The organism is Paraburkholderia fungorum, from assembly GCF_900099835.1.
Lineage (GTDB): Bacteria > Pseudomonadota > Gammaproteobacteria > Burkholderiales > Burkholderiaceae > Paraburkholderia > Paraburkholderia fungorum_A.
This window is the reverse complement of sequence record NZ_FNKP01000001.1, coordinates 2,209,181-2,225,100: the sequence shown is the minus strand read 5'-3', so window position 1 is coordinate 2,225,100 and position 15,920 is coordinate 2,209,181. Positions and strand designations below refer to the sequence as shown.

17 protein-coding genes are annotated in these 15,920 nt (G+C 62.2%); 9 read left to right on the top strand and 8 right to left on the bottom strand.

Annotated elements, in window-relative coordinates; genetic code table 11:
- Positions 1-132 precede the first annotated feature (132 nt).
- Entirely contained in the window at positions 133-1,305 is a 1,173-nt protein-coding gene (locus tag BLS41_RS09765) for a 4-hydroxybenzoate 3-monooxygenase (RefSeq protein ID WP_074764118.1), read from the top strand.
- 37 nt (positions 1,306-1,342) lie between these two features.
- On the opposite strand, the gene BLS41_RS09760 is transcribed toward BLS41_RS09765, so the two are convergent.
- Positions 1,343-2,233: a helix-turn-helix domain-containing protein gene (locus BLS41_RS09760; protein WP_074764117.1), complete on the bottom strand. Its 891-nt coding sequence runs from the start codon at positions 2,231-2,233 to the stop codon at positions 1,343-1,345.
- Between the two features lie 165 nt (positions 2,234-2,398).
- On the opposite strand from BLS41_RS09760, the gene BLS41_RS09755 reads away from it, so the two are divergent.
- From BLS41_RS09755 to BLS41_RS09730, 6 genes are all read left to right on the top strand, one after another.
- Positions 2,399-3,253, top strand: coding sequence for an SDR family NAD(P)-dependent oxidoreductase (locus BLS41_RS09755; protein WP_074764116.1), 855 nt, complete (start codon positions 2,399-2,401; stop codon positions 3,251-3,253).
- Positions 3,254-3,274: 21 nt separating this feature from the next.
- On the top strand, positions 3,275-5,056 hold the full coding sequence (locus tag BLS41_RS09750) for an FAD-dependent oxidoreductase (protein WP_171910216.1): 1,782 nt from the start codon (positions 3,275-3,277) through the stop codon (positions 5,054-5,056).
- Positions 5,053-5,391, top strand: coding sequence for an NIPSNAP family protein (locus tag BLS41_RS09745; protein ID WP_074764114.1), 339 nt, complete (start codon positions 5,053-5,055; stop codon positions 5,389-5,391). The genes BLS41_RS09750 and BLS41_RS09745 overlap by 4 nt, the downstream gene beginning before the upstream one ends.
- Before the next feature lie 25 nt (positions 5,392-5,416).
- Positions 5,417-6,178 carry an SDR family NAD(P)-dependent oxidoreductase gene (locus tag BLS41_RS09740; protein WP_074764113.1) on the top strand — a complete coding sequence of 254 codons (762 nt, stop codon included), beginning with the start codon at positions 5,417-5,419 and terminating at the stop codon, positions 6,176-6,178.
- Positions 6,179-6,382: 204 nt separating this feature from the next.
- The gene (locus BLS41_RS09735) at positions 6,383-7,801 is read left to right on the top strand and encodes an MFS transporter (RefSeq protein ID WP_074764112.1); all 1,419 of its coding nucleotides are present in this window, start codon (positions 6,383-6,385) and stop codon (positions 7,799-7,801) included.
- Between the two features lie 197 nt (positions 7,802-7,998).
- Complete coding sequence (locus BLS41_RS09730; protein WP_074764111.1) at positions 7,999-8,250, top strand: hypothetical protein; 252 nt, start codon at positions 7,999-8,001, stop codon at positions 8,248-8,250.
- 99 nt (positions 8,251-8,349) lie between these two features.
- Here the strand turns inward: BLS41_RS09730 and BLS41_RS09725 are convergent, their stop codons facing one another.
- The 3 genes from BLS41_RS09725 to BLS41_RS39945 all read right to left on the bottom strand — a co-directional run bounded on the left by BLS41_RS09725 (position 8,350) and on the right by BLS41_RS39945 (position 9,233).
- A complete protein-coding gene (locus BLS41_RS09725) occupies positions 8,350-8,598 on the bottom strand; it encodes a hypothetical protein (RefSeq protein WP_074764110.1) in 249 nt (82 codons plus the stop codon).
- Between the two features lie 78 nt (positions 8,599-8,676).
- Positions 8,677-9,060, bottom strand: a complete 384-nt coding sequence (locus BLS41_RS09720; RefSeq protein ID WP_074764109.1) for a hypothetical protein — start codon at positions 9,058-9,060, stop codon at positions 8,677-8,679.
- 47 nt (positions 9,061-9,107) lie between these two features.
- Positions 9,108-9,233 carry a hypothetical protein gene (locus BLS41_RS39945; RefSeq protein WP_290439519.1) on the bottom strand — a complete coding sequence of 42 codons (126 nt, stop codon included), beginning with the start codon at positions 9,231-9,233 and terminating at the stop codon, positions 9,108-9,110.
- A 768-nt stretch (positions 9,234-10,001) separates the two neighbouring features.
- On the opposite strand from BLS41_RS39945, the gene kdgT reads away from it, so the two are divergent.
- Positions 10,002-11,024, top strand: coding sequence for a 2-keto-3-deoxygluconate transporter (gene kdgT / locus BLS41_RS09715; RefSeq protein ID WP_074764108.1), 1,023 nt, complete (start codon positions 10,002-10,004; stop codon positions 11,022-11,024).
- 150 nt (positions 11,025-11,174) lie between these two features.
- On the opposite strand, the gene BLS41_RS09710 is transcribed toward kdgT, so the two are convergent.
- Positions 11,175-11,750: a GNAT family N-acetyltransferase gene (locus BLS41_RS09710; protein WP_074764107.1), complete on the bottom strand. Its 576-nt coding sequence runs from the start codon at positions 11,748-11,750 to the stop codon at positions 11,175-11,177.
- 150 nt (positions 11,751-11,900) lie between these two features.
- The gene (locus tag BLS41_RS09705) at positions 11,901-13,346 is read right to left on the bottom strand and encodes an NAD-dependent succinate-semialdehyde dehydrogenase (RefSeq protein WP_074764106.1); all 1,446 of its coding nucleotides are present in this window, start codon (positions 13,344-13,346) and stop codon (positions 11,901-11,903) included.
- A 539-nt stretch (positions 13,347-13,885) separates the two neighbouring features.
- Between BLS41_RS09705 and BLS41_RS09695 the strand changes: the two genes are divergently transcribed.
- Positions 13,886-14,089, top strand: coding sequence for a cold-shock protein (locus tag BLS41_RS09695; protein WP_007181784.1), 204 nt, complete (start codon positions 13,886-13,888; stop codon positions 14,087-14,089).
- 160 nt (positions 14,090-14,249) lie between these two features.
- Here the strand turns inward: BLS41_RS09695 and BLS41_RS09690 are convergent, their stop codons facing one another.
- A complete protein-coding gene (locus BLS41_RS09690) occupies positions 14,250-15,041 on the bottom strand; it encodes an ABC transporter ATP-binding protein (RefSeq protein WP_074764105.1) in 792 nt (263 codons plus the stop codon).
- Positions 15,038-15,898 (bottom strand): ABC transporter permease, encoded by an 861-nt coding sequence (locus BLS41_RS09685; protein WP_074764104.1) that lies wholly within the window; start codon positions 15,896-15,898, stop codon positions 15,038-15,040. Before BLS41_RS09685 ends, BLS41_RS09690 begins: the two co-directional genes overlap by 4 nt.
- Positions 15,899-15,920: the final 22 nt, after the last annotated feature.

The following is a 15,920-nucleotide window of genomic DNA, read 5'->3' as shown; positions in this document are numbered from 1 at the left end:
TCGCCGCGAGCGTCCCGGATAGACTGTCTATCGCCATAAGCGATACAGCCTATCCGTCATATCGCGTTGCGGGATACACCACCCGATCGTCACACTGAGCGCAAATCACTCGCCGCATTCAGGAGACAACTCATGCGCACCCAAGTTGGCATCATCGGTGCCGGGCCCGCGGGCCTGCTGCTTTCCCACCTTCTTCATCAACGCGGCATCGAGTCGGTCGTGCTCGAAACGCGTAGTCGCGAACAGATCGAATCCACCATCCGCGCCGGTGTGCTCGAACAGGGCACGATGGACCTGCTGACCGAAGCGGGCGTCGGCGCGCGCATGAAAGCAGAGGGCGCGCTGCATCATGGCTTCGAACTGGCTTTCGAAGGCAAGCGCCGCCGCATCGATCTGACGGATCTCACCGGACATTCGATCACCGTCTACGCGCAGCACGAAGTGATCAAAGACCTGGTCGCGGCGCGTGTCGCGGCAAACGGTGCGCTGCGTTTCGGCGTATCGGACACATCGATTCACGGCATCGATACCGACAAGCCGTCGATCCGCTATCGCCACGAAGGCGAATCGTATGAACTGCAATGCGACTTCGTGATTGGTTGCGACGGCTCGCAAGGCGTTTCGCGCGCATCGATTCCGCAGGCGCTGCGCAAAGACTACGAACGTGTGTACCCGTTCGGTTGGTTCGGCATCCTGTGCGAAGGGCCGCCGTCGTCGGACGAACTGATCTACGCTCGCCACGATCGCGGCTTTGCGTTGATCAGCACGCGCTCGCCGAACGTGCAGCGCATGTACTTCCAGTGCGATCCGAAAGACTCGGTCGAGAACTGGTCCGACGATCGCATCTGGGCGGAATTGCACGCACGTGTCGATTCGCACGACGGTCAGAAGATTGTCGACGGCAAGATTTTCCAGAAGAACATTGTCGGCATGCGCAGTTTCGTAACGGCGACGATGCAGCACGGCCGCCTGTTTCTTGCCGGCGACGCGGCGCACATCGTGCCGCCCACTGGCGCTAAGGGTTTGAACCTGGCCGTCGCCGACGTGCGCGTGTTGACCAGAGCGCTGAACGCGTTCTACGTGGAAAACCGCACCGATCTGCTCGACGGTTATAGCGAAACTGCGCTCAAACGCATCTGGCGCGCCGAGCATTTCTCGTACTGGATGACCAGCATGATGCACCGCATTGAAGGCGCGTCGCCGTTCGAGCAACAGCTTCAGGTCGCCGAACTCGAATACGTGACGACGTCACGTCCCGCAGCGATGGCGATGGCGGAAAATTACGTCGGCGTCGCAGCAGTCTGATTTTTTCGCGCGACATTCAGGCATCGGGACGCACGTTTCAGTTGAGCGATAAATCCCGATGCGCTGCCGCCTGAAACTCCGTAGGCGTGACGCCCGTCTGCTTACGAAAATAGCGGCTGAAATACGCCGAGTCTTCGAAACCGAGCGCATGCGCAATCTGTTTGATGGTCATGCCTGAATAAACCAGATCGCGTTGCGCCTCGCGTATCAACTGATCGTTGACAAGCGACATGGGTGACTGACCCAATTCGTCGCGGCAGATACGACCCAATTGCGCTGCAGTCACGCCCAATTTCCCCGCATAGAACTCGATGGGCTGATGCTCGCGAACATGCGCAGCGACCAGTTCACGCAGCCGTTTGATCTGCGCAGCGCGCCGGTCGTTGACAGCCGCGCCGGTTGCCGACGCTGCGTCGGTCAATCGCGCCACCTGTACAAAAAGTGCAATCATCAGAGACATGCCCGCGGCGATATGGCCACGCGCGCTGCCGCGAAATTCCTGCTCCAGCAAACCGAATAGCGGCATCAACGTGCCTTCGCCGAGAACAGGGCGAACGGGGATCAGCGCGGGACGTTGCAGCACCGGCAATAGCCCCGGTGACACTGCCTTTGAAATCGACTCCAGCGCACGTTGTGCGGCAGTAATCACGAGTCCGTCCACATCGGGCGAAAACACGAAACCATGCACTGTTTGCGCGGGAATCAGCAGAATGCATGGTGGTTCAATGGAGAGCTTCTCGCTCTCGATCAACACATGACCGCCGCCACTGCGGATGTACAGAATCTGCAATAACGCGTCGTGACGATGCGCGGCGATATGCCAGTCGTTAGGACGGCTGCGCTCGGCGATCCATTCGAAATTGAATGCGTCGTACCACGGCGGCCGAGCCGATTCTCCGTACAGATCGTAGTTAGGGATTTTCCTCATGCGGTTTTGTCTCCTGTGTACGGATTGTCCTGCGATGCGCTCCCTTTGTCCAATTTCTCCTGCACTCGCATCGCTATACTTTTTTCCATGGATGGGACGATTCGAAAGCACGGCGGTAACGTCGTCCTGCGGACCGTAGCCAGAATTAAAATCATGGAGATTCGGATGGCTAATCAAATTGATACGGCTGGTGATCGTGGGAATTCACGACACTGGCTCGCGCTCGACAGCAAGGTTTGCGTAGTCAGCGGTGCTGCGGGCGGCATAGGCAGCGCCATTGCGCGCGTGCTCGGCGATGCAGGCGCACGCGTCGCGTTACTCGACCGTGACGAAGAAAAATGCCGTGCACTCGCGCAGACGCTAAACGAAAACGGTGTCGAAGCACTCGCATTCGCCTGCGATATCGGCGACATAGATAGCGTGCGTGGCGCGGTGGCCGGGGTCGAAGCAGCGTTCGGCGTGGCCGATGTGCTCGTGAATAATGCGGGCCTGCTGCGTCCCGGAGGCATCGAGGAAATCGGCCTTGAAGCGTGGAACGCGATGCTACGCGTGAATCTCACCGGCTACATGCTGTGCTCGCAACAGTTCGGTCACGGTATGTTGAAGCAGCGCGCGGGCGCGATTGTGCATGTGGCTTCGGTGGCCGCACATCATCCGCAAACTTATAGCGGCGCGTATAGCCCCGGCAAGGCGGGCGTGGCAATGCTGTCGAAACAGTTGGCGGCGGAGTGGGGGCCACGCGGCATCCGCAGCAATACCGTGTGTCCCGGCATGATCCGCACACCGCTGTCCGCCGCCTTTTACGAGCACGGCGATATCGAACAGCGCCGTAGCGCGATGACGGCAAGCCGCCGAATTGGCGAGCCGCAGGATATCGCAGACGTAGTCGCGTTTCTCGCGAGCGCGCGAGCCGCGTATGTGAACGGCGCAGAGATCGTGGTCGATGGCGGACTCGAAAGCATGTTGATGGACCTCGTGCCGCGCCCCGGTTTCGAAGCCGTGCAGTTTGCTGCACGCTAAGCCATCTCAAGGACAACCATCATGACTGACACCACGCGAAACGCCGTGTTGACTTGCGACGTGCTCGTCATCGGCTCGGGGGCAGGCGGCCTCTCCACGGCGATCACTGCACGCAAGCAGGGGCTCGACGTGATCGTGATCGAGAAGGAGCCGTTCTTTGGCGGCACCACTGCGTTTTCGGGCGGCGTATTGTGGATCCCCGGTAATCGTCACGCGCACAGCAACCAGGTGCACGACACGCGCGAAGCGGCGCTCAGGTACATGCGCCACGAAACCGGCGAATTTTTCGACGCGGCCGCCGTCGATGCCTTTCTCGACACGGGTCCGCAAATGCTCGATTTCTTCGAGAAGGAAACCACGGTCAAGTTCGTGCCGACGCTGTATCCCGACTATCACCCGAACGTGGACGGCGGAGTGGATATCGGCCGCTCGGTGGTGGCCGCGCCATTCGATGCGCGGGCGCTCGGCAAGGACATCGTGCGGCTGCGTCCGCCGCTCAGCACGATCACGTTTATCGGCATGATGTTCAATTCGTCGAACGCGGATCTCAAGCACTTTTTCAATGCGACGCGTTCGCTGAAGTCGGCGATTTATGTGGCGAAACGCCTTGCGGGCCATCTGAAAGACCTCGCGTTATACCGGCGCGGCGTGCAGGTGACGAGCGGCAATGCGCTCGCCGCACGTCTGGCTAGATCGGCGCTCGATCTGGGCATTCCGATTCACACGAATACCGCAGCGCGTGAATTGACGACGACAGGTCAGCGCGTAACCGGTGCGCTTGTCAGTGGAGCAGACGGTGAAATTCGAATCGTCGCGCGGCGCGGTGTCGTGCTTGCATGTGGCGGTTTTTCACATGACGTAGCGCGTATTGCGACCGCGTACCCGCATCTGAAGCGCGGCGGCGAACACGTGTCGCCGGTGCCCCCAGGCAATACCGGGGACGGTGTCGGCATGGCGGAACGACTCGGCGCGAAAGTGGCGATCCGTTATCCGCAACCGGCGGCCTGGATGCCGGTGTCGCGCGTGCCGATGCGCGACGGCAGTGTCGGCGTGTTTCCGCATCTTCTGGATCGCTACAAGCCCGGCATTATCGGCGTGACGCGCGCGGGCAAGCGCTTCACGAACGAAGCGAATTCGTATCACGACGTGGGCGCGGCGATGATCGAAGCGTGCGCGAACGAGCGGGAAACCGCGATGTGGCTGATCTGCGATCACGCGACGATCCGCAAATACGGGCTTGGTTTTGCGAAGCCCGCGCCGGTGCCGCTCGGTCCGCTGTTGCGCAATGGCTATCTGACCATGGGGCGAACGCTGGCTGAACTCGCGCGCAATGCTGGGCTCGACGGACAGGTTTTAGAGGCAACCGTTAAGCACTACAACGTCGGCGCTGCTCGCGGCGAAGACACCGAATTCGGCCGGGGCACGACGTCGTTTAACCGCTATCTGGCGGACCCGGAACAGCGGCCTAACCCCTGCGTTGCGCCAATCGGCGACGGCCCGTACTACGCGTTGAAAGTGCTGATGGGCGACCTCGGCACCTTCGATGGAATCTCGACGAAGGTCACCGGCGAAGTGCTCGACGAAGCGGGCGCACCGATTCCCGGCCTGTATGCCGTCGGCAACGACCGGGCGAGCGTGATGGGCGGCAACTATCCGGGCGCGGGCATCACGCTCGGACCGATCATGACCTTCGGCTACATCACCGGCCGCCATCTCGCAGGGGTGAGCGATGCCGCCGCGCCAGCGCAAAGCCAGCCAGACGCATCGCAGGCATCGAAAACAGCATTGAGGACAGGCACATGAGCAGCGGCAAACCCTTTGTCGATCACCGCATTTATACGATTCGTCCGCGCGGCATGGCGGAATTCATCGACGTATTCGACCGGCTGGCGATGCCGATCCAGGTGAAGTATCTCGGTGCGCCGGTTGGCTTCTACATGAGCGACATCGGTGCGTTGAATCAGGTGGTGCATCTATGGGGCTACGAAAGCATCGGCGATTACGACCAGCGCCGCACCGCGCGCGATGCCGATCCCGAATGGCCCGCTTATCTGCAGGCGTCCGCGCATCTGATCGTCGCGCAGGAGAGCCGGATTATTAAACGCGTCGATTTCAGGAGCCTGGCCATGCTTCGCTAACGGCGCGATCACGGAGGAGACAGACATGAACGAACCAACACGACGCGTCGCGATCGTGACAGGTGGCGCGAGTGGCATCGGTTGGGCGACCGCGCAGCGCTTTGCACAAGACGGATACAGCGTGGTCGTTGCAGACCTGCACGCCGAACGTGCGCGTCGCCGCGCTGAGGAGTTGGGCGAGGCTCACCTGGGTATTGCTGCCGACGTGGCTATCGAAGCAGACGTGATCGCGCTGGTCAGTGCGTGCGTCGAACGCTTCGGCAGACTGGATGTACTCGTCAACAATGCTGGCAATAGCGATCAGCCGTATCCCACCATCGAGCAGAACATCGACGCATTCGACCGCCTTGTCGATATCCATTTGCGAGGCACTTTTCTCGCTTGCCGCGAGGCCGCGAAATTGATGCTCGCGCAGCGCAGCGGCGCAATCGTCAATCTCGGGTCGATTGCGGGGCTCGCGGGTATCCCGCAACGCAACGCGTACAGCGCGGCCAAAGCCGGCATCGTCGCGATGACCCGCTCGCTCGCGTGCGAATGGGCACGCGAAGGGATTCGCGTGAATGCCGTTGCGCCAGGCTACGTCGCGACTGAACTGGTCGAAGCGCTCGAACGCAACGGGCAGATGAATCTCCAGTCGATCGAAAAGCGCACGCCAATGGGCCGGCTCGCGCGCCCTGATGAAATCGCGCGGGCAATCGGTTTTCTCGCATCCGACGCCGCGAGCTATATCACCGGCACGACGCTGAGCGTGGACGGTGGCTGGCATGCGTATGGCGCGGCGTATTAGACGTATCGCGTGTGCGGTTCAGATTCAGGGCCTGGCAACAGCAACATCGGCAGCATCGGCAGCATTCGAAAAATAAAAAATCATCACGTCATATCACGGAGACACCGCAATGAATCAGCCCCAACCCTGCAGGGCGGCCGCTCTGCATCCGCATGATCTGGAAACACGTTTAACGTCAGAAACTGGCGGGCACGGAGGCGCGTTATGACAAGCCCCGACCGCAGCGTGGATGTTCAGGTGTTCATCGACGAACAACGCTTCTCGCCGTTTCAATGGACGATTCTCGTGCTGTGCTTTCTGGTCGTCGCCGCCGATGGTTTCGATACCGCCGCAGTCGGCTTCATCGCACCTTCGCTGGTGCAGCAGTGGGGCATTGCGCGGAGTTCGCTCGGTCCGGTGATGAGCGCGGCGCTCGTCGGACTCGGAATCGGCGCGCTCGCGGCCGGTCCGTTTGCGGATCGTATCGGACGTAAGACGGTGCTGGCTTTATCGGTATTTTTCTTTGGACTGTGGAGTCTCGCCGCCGCTCGCGCGACCTCGATCGAGTCGCTCACGCTGCTGCGGTTTTTCACCGGCCTGGGTCTCGGTGCGGCGATGCCGAATGCCGTCACGCTCATGTCCGAATACGCGCCCGCTCGAATTCGCGCGGTGGCCGTGAATGCGATGTTCTGCGGATTTTCATGTGGACTCGCGCTTGGCGGTCTTGCGTCCGCATGGCTGATTCCACATTTCGGCTGGCCCAGTGTGCTCGTCGCAGGCGGTGTGGGCCCGATCGTGCTGACCGTGTTGCTGATTCTGTTACTGCCGGAGTCGGTGCAGTTTCTCGCCGTGCGCAGGAAAGCGGATCAACGTATCGCGCGGATACTGCAGCGCATTGCGCCGCACATCAATCTGGAACGATGCCGCTTCGTCGCGCGCGATGATCGCGCGGGGCACGTGACCCACGCATCCGATGCGCGAGGACACAGCGGCGACGGCACACGCGCTCAATGGGCACTCGCCGTCGTGCTGTCATCGCGCTATCGCTTTGGCACCCAGATGCTGTGGCTCGCGTATTTCATGGGGCTGCTGATTTACTACCTGCTCACGAACTGGCTGCCCACGCTGTTCAAAGACACCGGTTTTTCAGCCGAAAAAGCGGCGCTGATGACGTCGCTGTTTCCGCTCGGCGGTGTGCTCGGCAACCTGTGCGTCGGCTGGATCATGGACCGCTTCGTCGGACACCGCGTCGTCGCGTTGACCTATGCACTCGTTGGCGTGCTCGTTTTGCTCGTGGGACAAGGCGTCGGACATCAACTGTGGCTCGGCACGCTGATTTTCCTCACCGGCGCGGTCGCCACCAGCGCGGTCACGTCGATGTCGGCCCTTGCCGCGAGTTTCTATCCGACGCGGGCACGTGCAACAGGCGTCGCGTGGATGCTCGGCGTGGGGCGCATTGGCGGTGTGGCAGGGGCATTGGTAGGCGCCGCGCTAATGGGACTCGGCTGGCAATTCGGCGCGGTCTTCAGCCTGCTTTGCGTGCCGGCGGTCATTGCGGCCGGCGGCGTATATCTGATGATGCGGCGCGTGCCCGAGGATGGGGCATCGTCAAAGGGAGCAGTCGCCGCTATGGCAGGGAAATGATTGCTGCATCGCAAAAGCGGCTGCCGTGTGCTGGTAATTACGCTCTGGCAGCCGCTTTTTCATTGTCGTGCGAAACACAACAGTGAATTCATGATTGATGGATTTATCTCGCACCTCGCGCCACCTACACTTTGTCTAACGCTGCCTCACAAGTTGCATCGGCAGCCCGCACAGAGACAATCCCCGGAGGTGGTTTCATGAAGTCGCTCATTCAAGCTGTTGCTATTGCTGTCGTTCTTGCTGCGCCGGTTGCATCGTTTGCGCAGTCGGCTGATCAGGGCGTTTCGCAAGATACGCAGGCCACGCAGGCTCAGGCGTCGGGTCGGCAGAACGCAGCCCAGGTCGACAACAGCGGTTATGGTTCAGGCAGCCACGGTACGTGGCAATCCGGTCGAGGCGGCAGCACCACGGTAAGCTCGTATTCGCCGCCGATTTACAACGCACGTTGAGCGTTGCCGCCAGCATCCGGTTACAACGAAACAGCGCACCAGAATTGAAAAAGCGCACGATGAGTCATTGACTCTTCGTGCGCTTTTTTGTTTGCATCATCAGATCACGCGCAACAACACCAGCTCGTTGCGTAGCAGCGCCAGCAGATCGTCGTCGCTGGGACGCGTGCCCCAATGACGCGCACCCGCGACCGAAGCGATCGCCATCCACGAGTGCGGCGGAAACCATTCGCGCAATAGCGTGCCGTCCTGCCGCAAGCACAATTGCCCGGTCTGCTCGCTATATTCCGCGCAGATGAGCGTGCCGTCGACCTGCGCCGTCACGCGTCGTGGATCGCTGCGTACCATATCGTCGCTCCTGCAGGATGGGTGGCGCGAATGCGTACGCGGCGCGGCCGCGTTACCGAAGCCGCTCCAGCCGATGCATTAGTGGTAGCCGCGACCATGGTCGTCGTCACGGCCGTGCGGGCCGTCGTCGTGACCGTGCCAGTCGCCGTGCGGGCCGCGTGCGTCATGCCACTCGCGCTGATCGTGATGACGCGATTCCCACTCGCGACGTTCCCAGTAGCGATGTCCGTCGTAGTAACGTTCGCCGTACCAGCCTGGGCTCACCACGACGACCGGCGCCGGTGCGTAGACGGGCGGCGGGGGCGGCGGCGGTGCATAGACCGGCTCGGGCGCGGCGAGAACGACACCCGGCACGCCGATGTTCACGCCGACATCCACGTGAGCCATAGCGGCCGACGATGCGCCAATCCCCAGGCCTGCAACGATCGCCAGCGACATCCAGCGGTTTCGTGAAGTGTTCATGTTTAATCCCGGATTCTTAATTGTGGGTGTTGCTGCGCGCGATGCGCTTAGTAATGATCGTGATCGTGATAGTGCGGATGGTCGTGATAACCGCCGTCCGGGACCACGATACAGCCGCTCAAAGCGGTGCCGAGCGTGACTGCCAGAATGGCCAGCGCGATAATTTTTCTCATGACGTTGCTCCCTTTTTGCTTGTGACCCGAACTCTACTGAGCGGTGAAATTTCGGTTGTGTTTGTGTGTAACAGGACGTGTCGATTGCGCTGCGTGTAGATGGCGCGCGCGGATTTGACCGGACACTATTCGCGGATGGATTCGCGGCCCGGTACCTGCTTACAGAACTGCAGGCAAGCCATTGAACGCGCTATGAAAAAAACGCTGTATACGGGGGCGCGGCGCGCTTGAATGCGTGGGGCGGCAAACACATTAACTGTCGATAAATGGTTCACATCGTGTTTCGCCGCTGCGATGCCGTGCGGATACATTCAGTTGCAGACTGACGACGCGATGCGACAGTAGGAGTGCGCTTCTGATGGCTTATTCACGCTCGACGGCTCGCATCCATGTGAAGACGAATACGCGAACGAGGCGTGTGAATCACGCACGATTGGCTCACGACGTGATGGAAATGGCCGGTGAGAGCACGGCGTTGCCGCTCGCCAGTTGCCTTGTCGGTTGTGGAGCGCCCAACGTCCCGGCAATGCCCTCATGCCCACCGTCGGACGTGCGCGGAATCACCCTCCGGCGCGAGGATTCGCAGCACCCGCCTACACCCGACGCGCGGGTAAACGATGACCGAAAAATCGAAAACGAATCGGAATCCGCTTCCTTTCACGGTGATATATTGCGCCGAAAGGGGAGAAGTCCGACATCAGACCGGGCCAACAATCCACTACACCGGGTTATCCGCCCGGTAACGGGACGCAAGTCCATGGAGGAGGCATGAAGCTCAAGAAGGCTCTCGACCGCATTCCTGGCGGCCTGATGCTGGTGCCGTTGCTGCTCGGCGCCTGTGTCCACACATTCGCGCCGGGCGCCGGGAAGTATTTCGGCTCGTTCACCAATGGTCTGATAACTGGCACCGTGCCGATCCTGGCGGTCTGGTTCTTCTGCATGGGCGCAACGATCGATTTGCGGGCCACCGGCGTGGTGCTGCGCAAGTCCGGCACGTTGCTCGCGACCAAAATGCTGGTGGCGTGGATCGTGACGCTGATCGCCGCGCGCTTCATTCCCGTCGACGGCATCAAGACCGGTTTATTCGCGGGCCTCTCGATGCTGGCGATCACCACGTCGATGGACATGACCAACGGCGGTCTCTACGCCGCGGTGATGCAGCAGTACGGAACGAAAGAAGAAGCGGGCGCGTTCGTGCTGATGTCGATCGAATCGGGGCCGCTCGTCAGCATGATCATTCTCGGCGCGACGGGCGTGGCGTTTTTCGAGCCGCGGCTTTTTGTCGGCGCGGTGCTGCCGTTTCTGATCGGCTTCACGCTCGGCAATCTCGATAGCGATCTGCGCGAACTGTTCGGACGCTGCGTGCATCCGCTGATTCCGTTTTTCGGCTTTGCGCTGGGCAACGGCATCGATCTGAACGTGATCGTCACGAGCGGTTTTCCGGGCGTCGTGCTCGGGCTCGCAGTGATCGTCGTGACCGGCATTCCGCTGATTCTCGCGGATCGCTGGCTGGCTGGCGGCAATGGAGCGGCGGGGTTGGCGGCATCGTCGACGGCGGGAGCGGCGGTCGCGAATCCGGCGATCATCGGCGAGATGATTCCTAGCTTCAAGCCGCTGGTGCCTGCCGCGACCGCGATGGTCGCGACGGCCTGCCTGGTGACCGCGATTCTGGTGCCGATCCTGACGGCGCTGTGGGTGCGCCGGCATCATGCGCGCGATGCGTTGCGCGAGGAGTTTGCCGCTGTTGCTCCGCAGTCGGCGCCTTTGAATGAGCGGGACGCACACGTTTGAGCCTGCTTTGCGGGCGGCCTGCTCGCGCGCGGTAGTGGCGTGAGCGGGCCGGGAAGGCAGCGAAGCGGGAGAGATGAGCGTTTTACCTGAACGGGGCCGCTCGCAGAAGCCAATGAGCGGCCTCGACATGCGTCACACTGGCGTCAAACGCTACCGCGCCAGTTTCCCTTCGAGCATCGCCTTCACCGCCGGCCATTCATCATCGATGATGCTAAAGCGCACCGAGTTACGCTTGCGTCCATCCGGCATGATTCGCTCATGCCGCACCACGCCTTCCAGTTTCGCGCCGATCCGCAGAATCGCCGCGCGCGATTTCTCGTTCAGCTCGTCGGTCGTGAACTGCACGCGCACGCACCGCATCACGTCGAACGCGTGGCTCAGCAGCAGATACTTCGCCTCGGTATTCACCGGCGAGCGCTGCACGGATTCGCCCAGCCACGTATGGCCGATTTCGAGCTTGCGATTCGCGCGGTCGATCTTCCAGAACCGCGTGCTGCCGACCACCGCGCCGGTTTCCCGCAACACGATCACGAACGGCATCACAGTGCCGCCTGCTCGGCCTTCGAGCGCCGTCGCGATATAGCGGTCGACGGTCTCCGGCCCCGGCACCACGGTCAGCTTCATATTCCACAGTTGTCCGTCGGCGGCGGCGTCGAGCAGCGCTTGCGCGTGCTCCTGCTGCAGCGGACGAAGTTCGACGATTTGACCGGTGAGCGTGGGTTGCATGAGTCGAAGAGGGTGATCAGAGGAGAAAAAGCAGACGCAATAAAAAAGGCCCGTGAGCGAAGGCTCGCGGACCCGATCAGGCATTTCGCAGGACAGCCGGGACAGCAGGCAAAACCCGCCCCGGCTATCGACAGCGAGCTACAGCGAGCCTTAAGCCGCCATCACCGAAACCGCCTTGGTGACAAGATAGCCTTCCATCGCTTCAGGACCGCCTTCCGAGCCGTAGCCCGAATCCTTCACGCCGCCAAACGGCATTTCCGGCGACGGCGTAGCGGGCTGGTTGATCCACAGCATGCCGACTTCCAGTTGTTGCGACAGCAGATGCACGTTGCTGAACGACTTCGTGAACGCGTAGCCAGCGAGACCGTACGGCAGACGGTTCGCTTCGGCGATCGCTTCTTCGAGCTTGTCGAAACCGCGAATCGCGGCGATCGGGCCGAACGGCTCGTTGTTGAACACGTCCGATTCGAGCGACACGTTGGTCAGCACGGTTGGCGCGAAGAAGTTGCCTTCCGAGCCGACGCGTTCGCCGCCGGTTTCGATCTTCGCACCGGTCTTGCGCGCGTCGTCGATTACCTTGCTCATTGCCGACAGGCGGCGGGCGTTGGCGAGCGGCCCGAGAGTCGTGCCTTCTGCCAGGCCATCGCCGAGCTTGAGGCTTTCGGCGTGCTTGACCAGCGCCGCAGCAAATTCTTCGCGGATGCTGTTGTGGACGAGGAAACGCGTCGGCGAAATGCAGACCTGGCCTGCGTTGCGGAACTTGGCTCCGCCCGCTGCCTTGACGGCGAGGGCGACGTCGGCGTCTTCCGCTACGATCACCGGAGCGTGACCGCCCAGTTCCATCGTGGCCCGCTTCATGTGCGCGCCGGCCATCGCGGCCAGTTGCTTGCCGACCGGCGTCGAGCCGGTGAACGTAACCTTGCGGATCACCGGATGCGGGATCAGGTAGCTCGAAATTTCAGCCGGATCGCCGAACACGAGGCCGACCGTACCGGCCGGCACACCGGCTTCGACGAAAGCCTGCAGCAGCGCTGCCGGCGACGCCGGGGTTTCTTCCGGCGCCTTGACGAGGAACGAGCAGCCGCTTGCCAGCGCCGCGCTCAGCTTGCGCACGATCTGGTTGACCGGGAAATTCCACGGCGTGAACGCCGCGACCGGGCCGATCGGCTCCTTCAGCACCAGTTGCTGCGCGGACAGGTTGCGCGACGGCACGATCCGGCCGTAGACGCGGCGGCCTTCGTCAGCGAACCATTCGATGATGTCGGCGGCGGCCAGCACTTCGACGCGCGCTTCCGCGAACGGCTTGCCTTGCTCCTGCGTCATCAGACGGCCGATGTCGGCCGCGCGCTCGCGCACCAGAGCAGCAGCTTTGCGCATCGTCGCAGCGCGCTCGTTGGCGGGAATCTTGCGCCAGGCGTTGAAGCCGCGTTGCGCGGCTTCGAGTGCGCGGTCCAGGTCGGCGATGCCGGCGTGCGCCACTTTGCCGATGGCCTGGCCGGTGGCCGGGTTGATGACGTCGAGAGTCTTGCCACTGGCGGCGTCGCACCATTCGCCGTTGATCAGAAGTCGGGTATCGGTATAGCTCGAGGTGGCCATGCTGGGTTCCTGTTAGTGGAAAAAACGACAGGCCGCGCGGTCGGGTGGAAGCTGCATAAAGTCTGCAACGGGCCGTGCGCGGCGCTGGATGGACTGCCGATACCAATTATCTTATCTGATTGCGGGCGATCGCATCGGCTGTCCGCCCGATCGTGGTGCGCGGCACGTGTCTTGCTCGGATGCTGCGGTGGCGCTGGGATTGCGGTCGAAGCGGCGTCGCGCAAAGAGGCGTAAAGTCAGACGGCAGTGGCAGTGGCAGTGGCAGTGGCAGTGGCAGTGGCAGTGGCAGTGGCAGTGGCAGTGGCAGTGGCAGTGGCAGTGGCAGTGTGGCAGATGCAGTGTGGCAGATGCAGTGTGGCAGATGCAGTGTGGCAGATGCAGTGTGGCAGATGCAGTGGCAAGAGCGGGCGCGGGCCCGCAGCCTTGAACGGTGCCGGATAAAGGCAGTAGCGGCGCGGGGCGAGGTTCGGAAGTAGCAGTCAGCAGTCAACCGACGGCGAATACCGCCCAATCAACCCAGATGCAAACGAGGAATCGACATGCCTACCGGTACAGTGAAATGGTTCAACGACGCTAAAGGCTTCGGCTTCATTACGCCAGACGACGGCGGTGAAGATCTGTTCGCCCATTTCTCGGAGATCCGCTCCGAGGGATTCAAGTCGTTGCAGGAAAACCAGAAAGTCAGTTTTGAAATCAAGCAGGGACCCAAGGGCAAGCAGGCGGCTGATATCAAGCCGGTGTGAGCGGGGCGGCGGCTGGTTCACGCTATGGGAAGCGTGGGCCGGCCGCGATTTTTTTGTGTCACAGGAAGCGGTTAGGTCACGCGTGGGGTTCTCACGGGTGATGCGGTCCGATGTGCGATTTCGGTGCATGAGTCCGCTGATAACTTCCGCTTCAGCGTTTCTAGACGCCGAGTCCCGCGCCAATCCCCTCCAGCAATTCATCCCGCAGATCGCCAATCGACGTGTCACGCCGGTCACGCGGATGCCCGCCGCTCACCGCGATATCGCGCACCAGACGCCCGGAGCCGTGCGGCCCCGTCGTGTTCAGCAGCAGCACGCGGTCGGACAGATACAGCGCTTCGTCCAGGTCGTGCGTGACGATCAGCGCGGCGGTGCCGTGCGCCTGCGTCAGCGACAACAGCAGGTCTTGCAGACGCATGCGCGTCATCGCGTCGACGGCGCTGAACGGCTCGTCGAGCAGCAGCAGGTCCGGCTGCGAAAACAGGCCCCTGGCGAGCGCGACACGCTGCGCCATGCCGCCCGACAGTTGTTTGGGCAACGCGCAGCCGATGCCGGCAAGCCCGACCTCATCGAGCAGACGTGCCACACGCGGATCGTCGCCTTGGCGCGGTCCGGCGGAAAACGCGACGTTGTCGGCCACGTTCAGCCACGGCAGCAGACGCGGCTCCTGAAAAATCACGCCCACGCGCGGCGAGGGACCGCGTCGAATCTGGCCGTCGAGCACAACCTCTCCGTCGAAATCGCGGTCGAGCCCGGCCAGCACGCGCAGCAACGTGCTCTTGCCGCATCCGCTCGGACCGACCAGGCTGACGATCTGGCCGCGCGCTAACGTGAAGTTCACCCGATCGAGCACGGTTCGCGTGTCGTAGCGCTTGCTGAGCGCGCGGACGTCGAGCAGCGGCGAGTCACTGGCAGCGGCGCCCGCAGAGGAAACTCCGGTCAGGGTACTCATCGCTTGTCTCCGGTGACGGCATCGTCATGAGCCGTATCGCGCCACGACAGCACGTGCGTTTCGATTGCCTTGAGCACGCTGTCGCTGAGCTTGCCCAGCAGCGCGAGCAACAGGATCGCGCCGAACACGAGATCCGGGCGTCCGGTCTCGCGTCCGTCGCTGAGCATGTAGCCGAGGCCGCGCGTGGCCGCGATCAGTTCGGCGGCGACCATGAACATCCACGCGAGGCTCAAGCCCGTGCGCAGGCCGGTGAAAATATGCGGCAACGATGCGGGCAACAGAATGCGTGTGAACAGCGCCCGTCGACTCAAGCCGTTGACCTCGCCGAGTTCGATCAGCTTCCGGTCGACGCCGCGAATCCCGGCCACCACGCTCAGTTGCACTGGAAAGAACGCACCAATGGCGACGAGTGCGATTTTCGGCGCTTCGTCGATACCCATCCACAGCAGCAGGATCGGCACCCATGCCAGCGATGGAATCGCCCGCAATGCCTGGAACGCCGGGTCGAGCAGCGCGTCGAGGCGACGGCTCAGCCCCATCGCCGCGCCGATCAACAGCGCGAACGCGGCGCCGAGGCCGAAGCCCGCGAACACGCGCAACGTGCTTGCGCCGATATGTCGGCCGAGACGCTCCGCGCCGAGTTGCCAGAGCGTCTCGAAGATCGAGCTGGGAGCCGGCACCAGATGCTCCGGCAACACCGACGCACGCACCAGCACTTCGATCAGCGCGAGAAAGGCGAGCGGCAGGATCAGCCCGGCGACCCGCCAGCGTCTGAGCGGGTCGCGCGCCGGTTGTGCGCGCTGTTCAGTTGCTGCGGGCGCGAGGCGGTCAAGGGCGAGCGATTCGTCGGTAGCCATGTGCGTAGATCAGCGAGTCAGA

Bases quoted from the DNA above. Each gene is read 5' to 3' on its own strand.
- BLS41_RS09755 (WP_074764116.1), top strand. From the start codon at position 2,399: ATGGCTAATCAAATTGATACGGCTGGTGATCGTGGGAATTCACGACAC.
- BLS41_RS09695 (WP_007181784.1), top strand. From the start codon at position 13,886: ATGCCTACCGGTACAGTGAAATGGTTCAACGACGCTAAAGGCTTCGGC.
- BLS41_RS09765 (WP_074764118.1), top strand. From the start codon at position 133: ATGCGCACCCAAGTTGGCATCATCGGTGCCGGGCCCGCGGGCCTGCTG.
- BLS41_RS09745 (WP_074764114.1), top strand. From the start codon at position 5,053: ATGAGCAGCGGCAAACCCTTTGTCGATCACCGCATTTATACGATTCGT.
- BLS41_RS09760 (WP_074764117.1), bottom strand. From the start codon at position 2,233: ATGAGGAAAATCCCTAACTACGATCTGTACGGAGAATCGGCTCGGCCG.
- BLS41_RS09735 (WP_074764112.1), top strand. From the start codon at position 6,383: ATGACAAGCCCCGACCGCAGCGTGGATGTTCAGGTGTTCATCGACGAA.
- BLS41_RS09750 (WP_171910216.1), top strand. From the start codon at position 3,275: ATGACTGACACCACGCGAAACGCCGTGTTGACTTGCGACGTGCTCGTC.
- BLS41_RS09720 (WP_074764109.1), bottom strand. From the start codon at position 9,060: ATGAACACTTCACGAAACCGCTGGATGTCGCTGGCGATCGTTGCAGGC.
- BLS41_RS09685 (WP_074764104.1), bottom strand. From the start codon at position 15,898: ATGGCTACCGACGAATCGCTCGCCCTTGACCGCCTCGCGCCCGCAGCA.
- BLS41_RS09710 (WP_074764107.1), bottom strand. From the start codon at position 11,750: ATGCAACCCACGCTCACCGGTCAAATCGTCGAACTTCGTCCGCTGCAG.
- BLS41_RS09740 (WP_074764113.1), top strand. From the start codon at position 5,417: ATGAACGAACCAACACGACGCGTCGCGATCGTGACAGGTGGCGCGAGT.
- kdgT (WP_074764108.1), top strand. From the start codon at position 10,002: ATGAAGCTCAAGAAGGCTCTCGACCGCATTCCTGGCGGCCTGATGCTG.
- BLS41_RS09730 (WP_074764111.1), top strand. From the start codon at position 7,999: ATGAAGTCGCTCATTCAAGCTGTTGCTATTGCTGTCGTTCTTGCTGCG.
- BLS41_RS09705 (WP_074764106.1), bottom strand. From the start codon at position 13,346: ATGGCCACCTCGAGCTATACCGATACCCGACTTCTGATCAACGGCGAA.
- BLS41_RS39945 (WP_290439519.1), bottom strand. From the start codon at position 9,233: ATGAGAAAAATTATCGCGCTGGCCATTCTGGCAGTCACGCTCGGCACC.
- BLS41_RS09725 (WP_074764110.1), bottom strand. From the start codon at position 8,598: ATGGTACGCAGCGATCCACGACGCGTGACGGCGCAGGTCGACGGCACG.
- BLS41_RS09690 (WP_074764105.1), bottom strand. From the start codon at position 15,041: ATGAGTACCCTGACCGGAGTTTCCTCTGCGGGCGCCGCTGCCAGTGAC.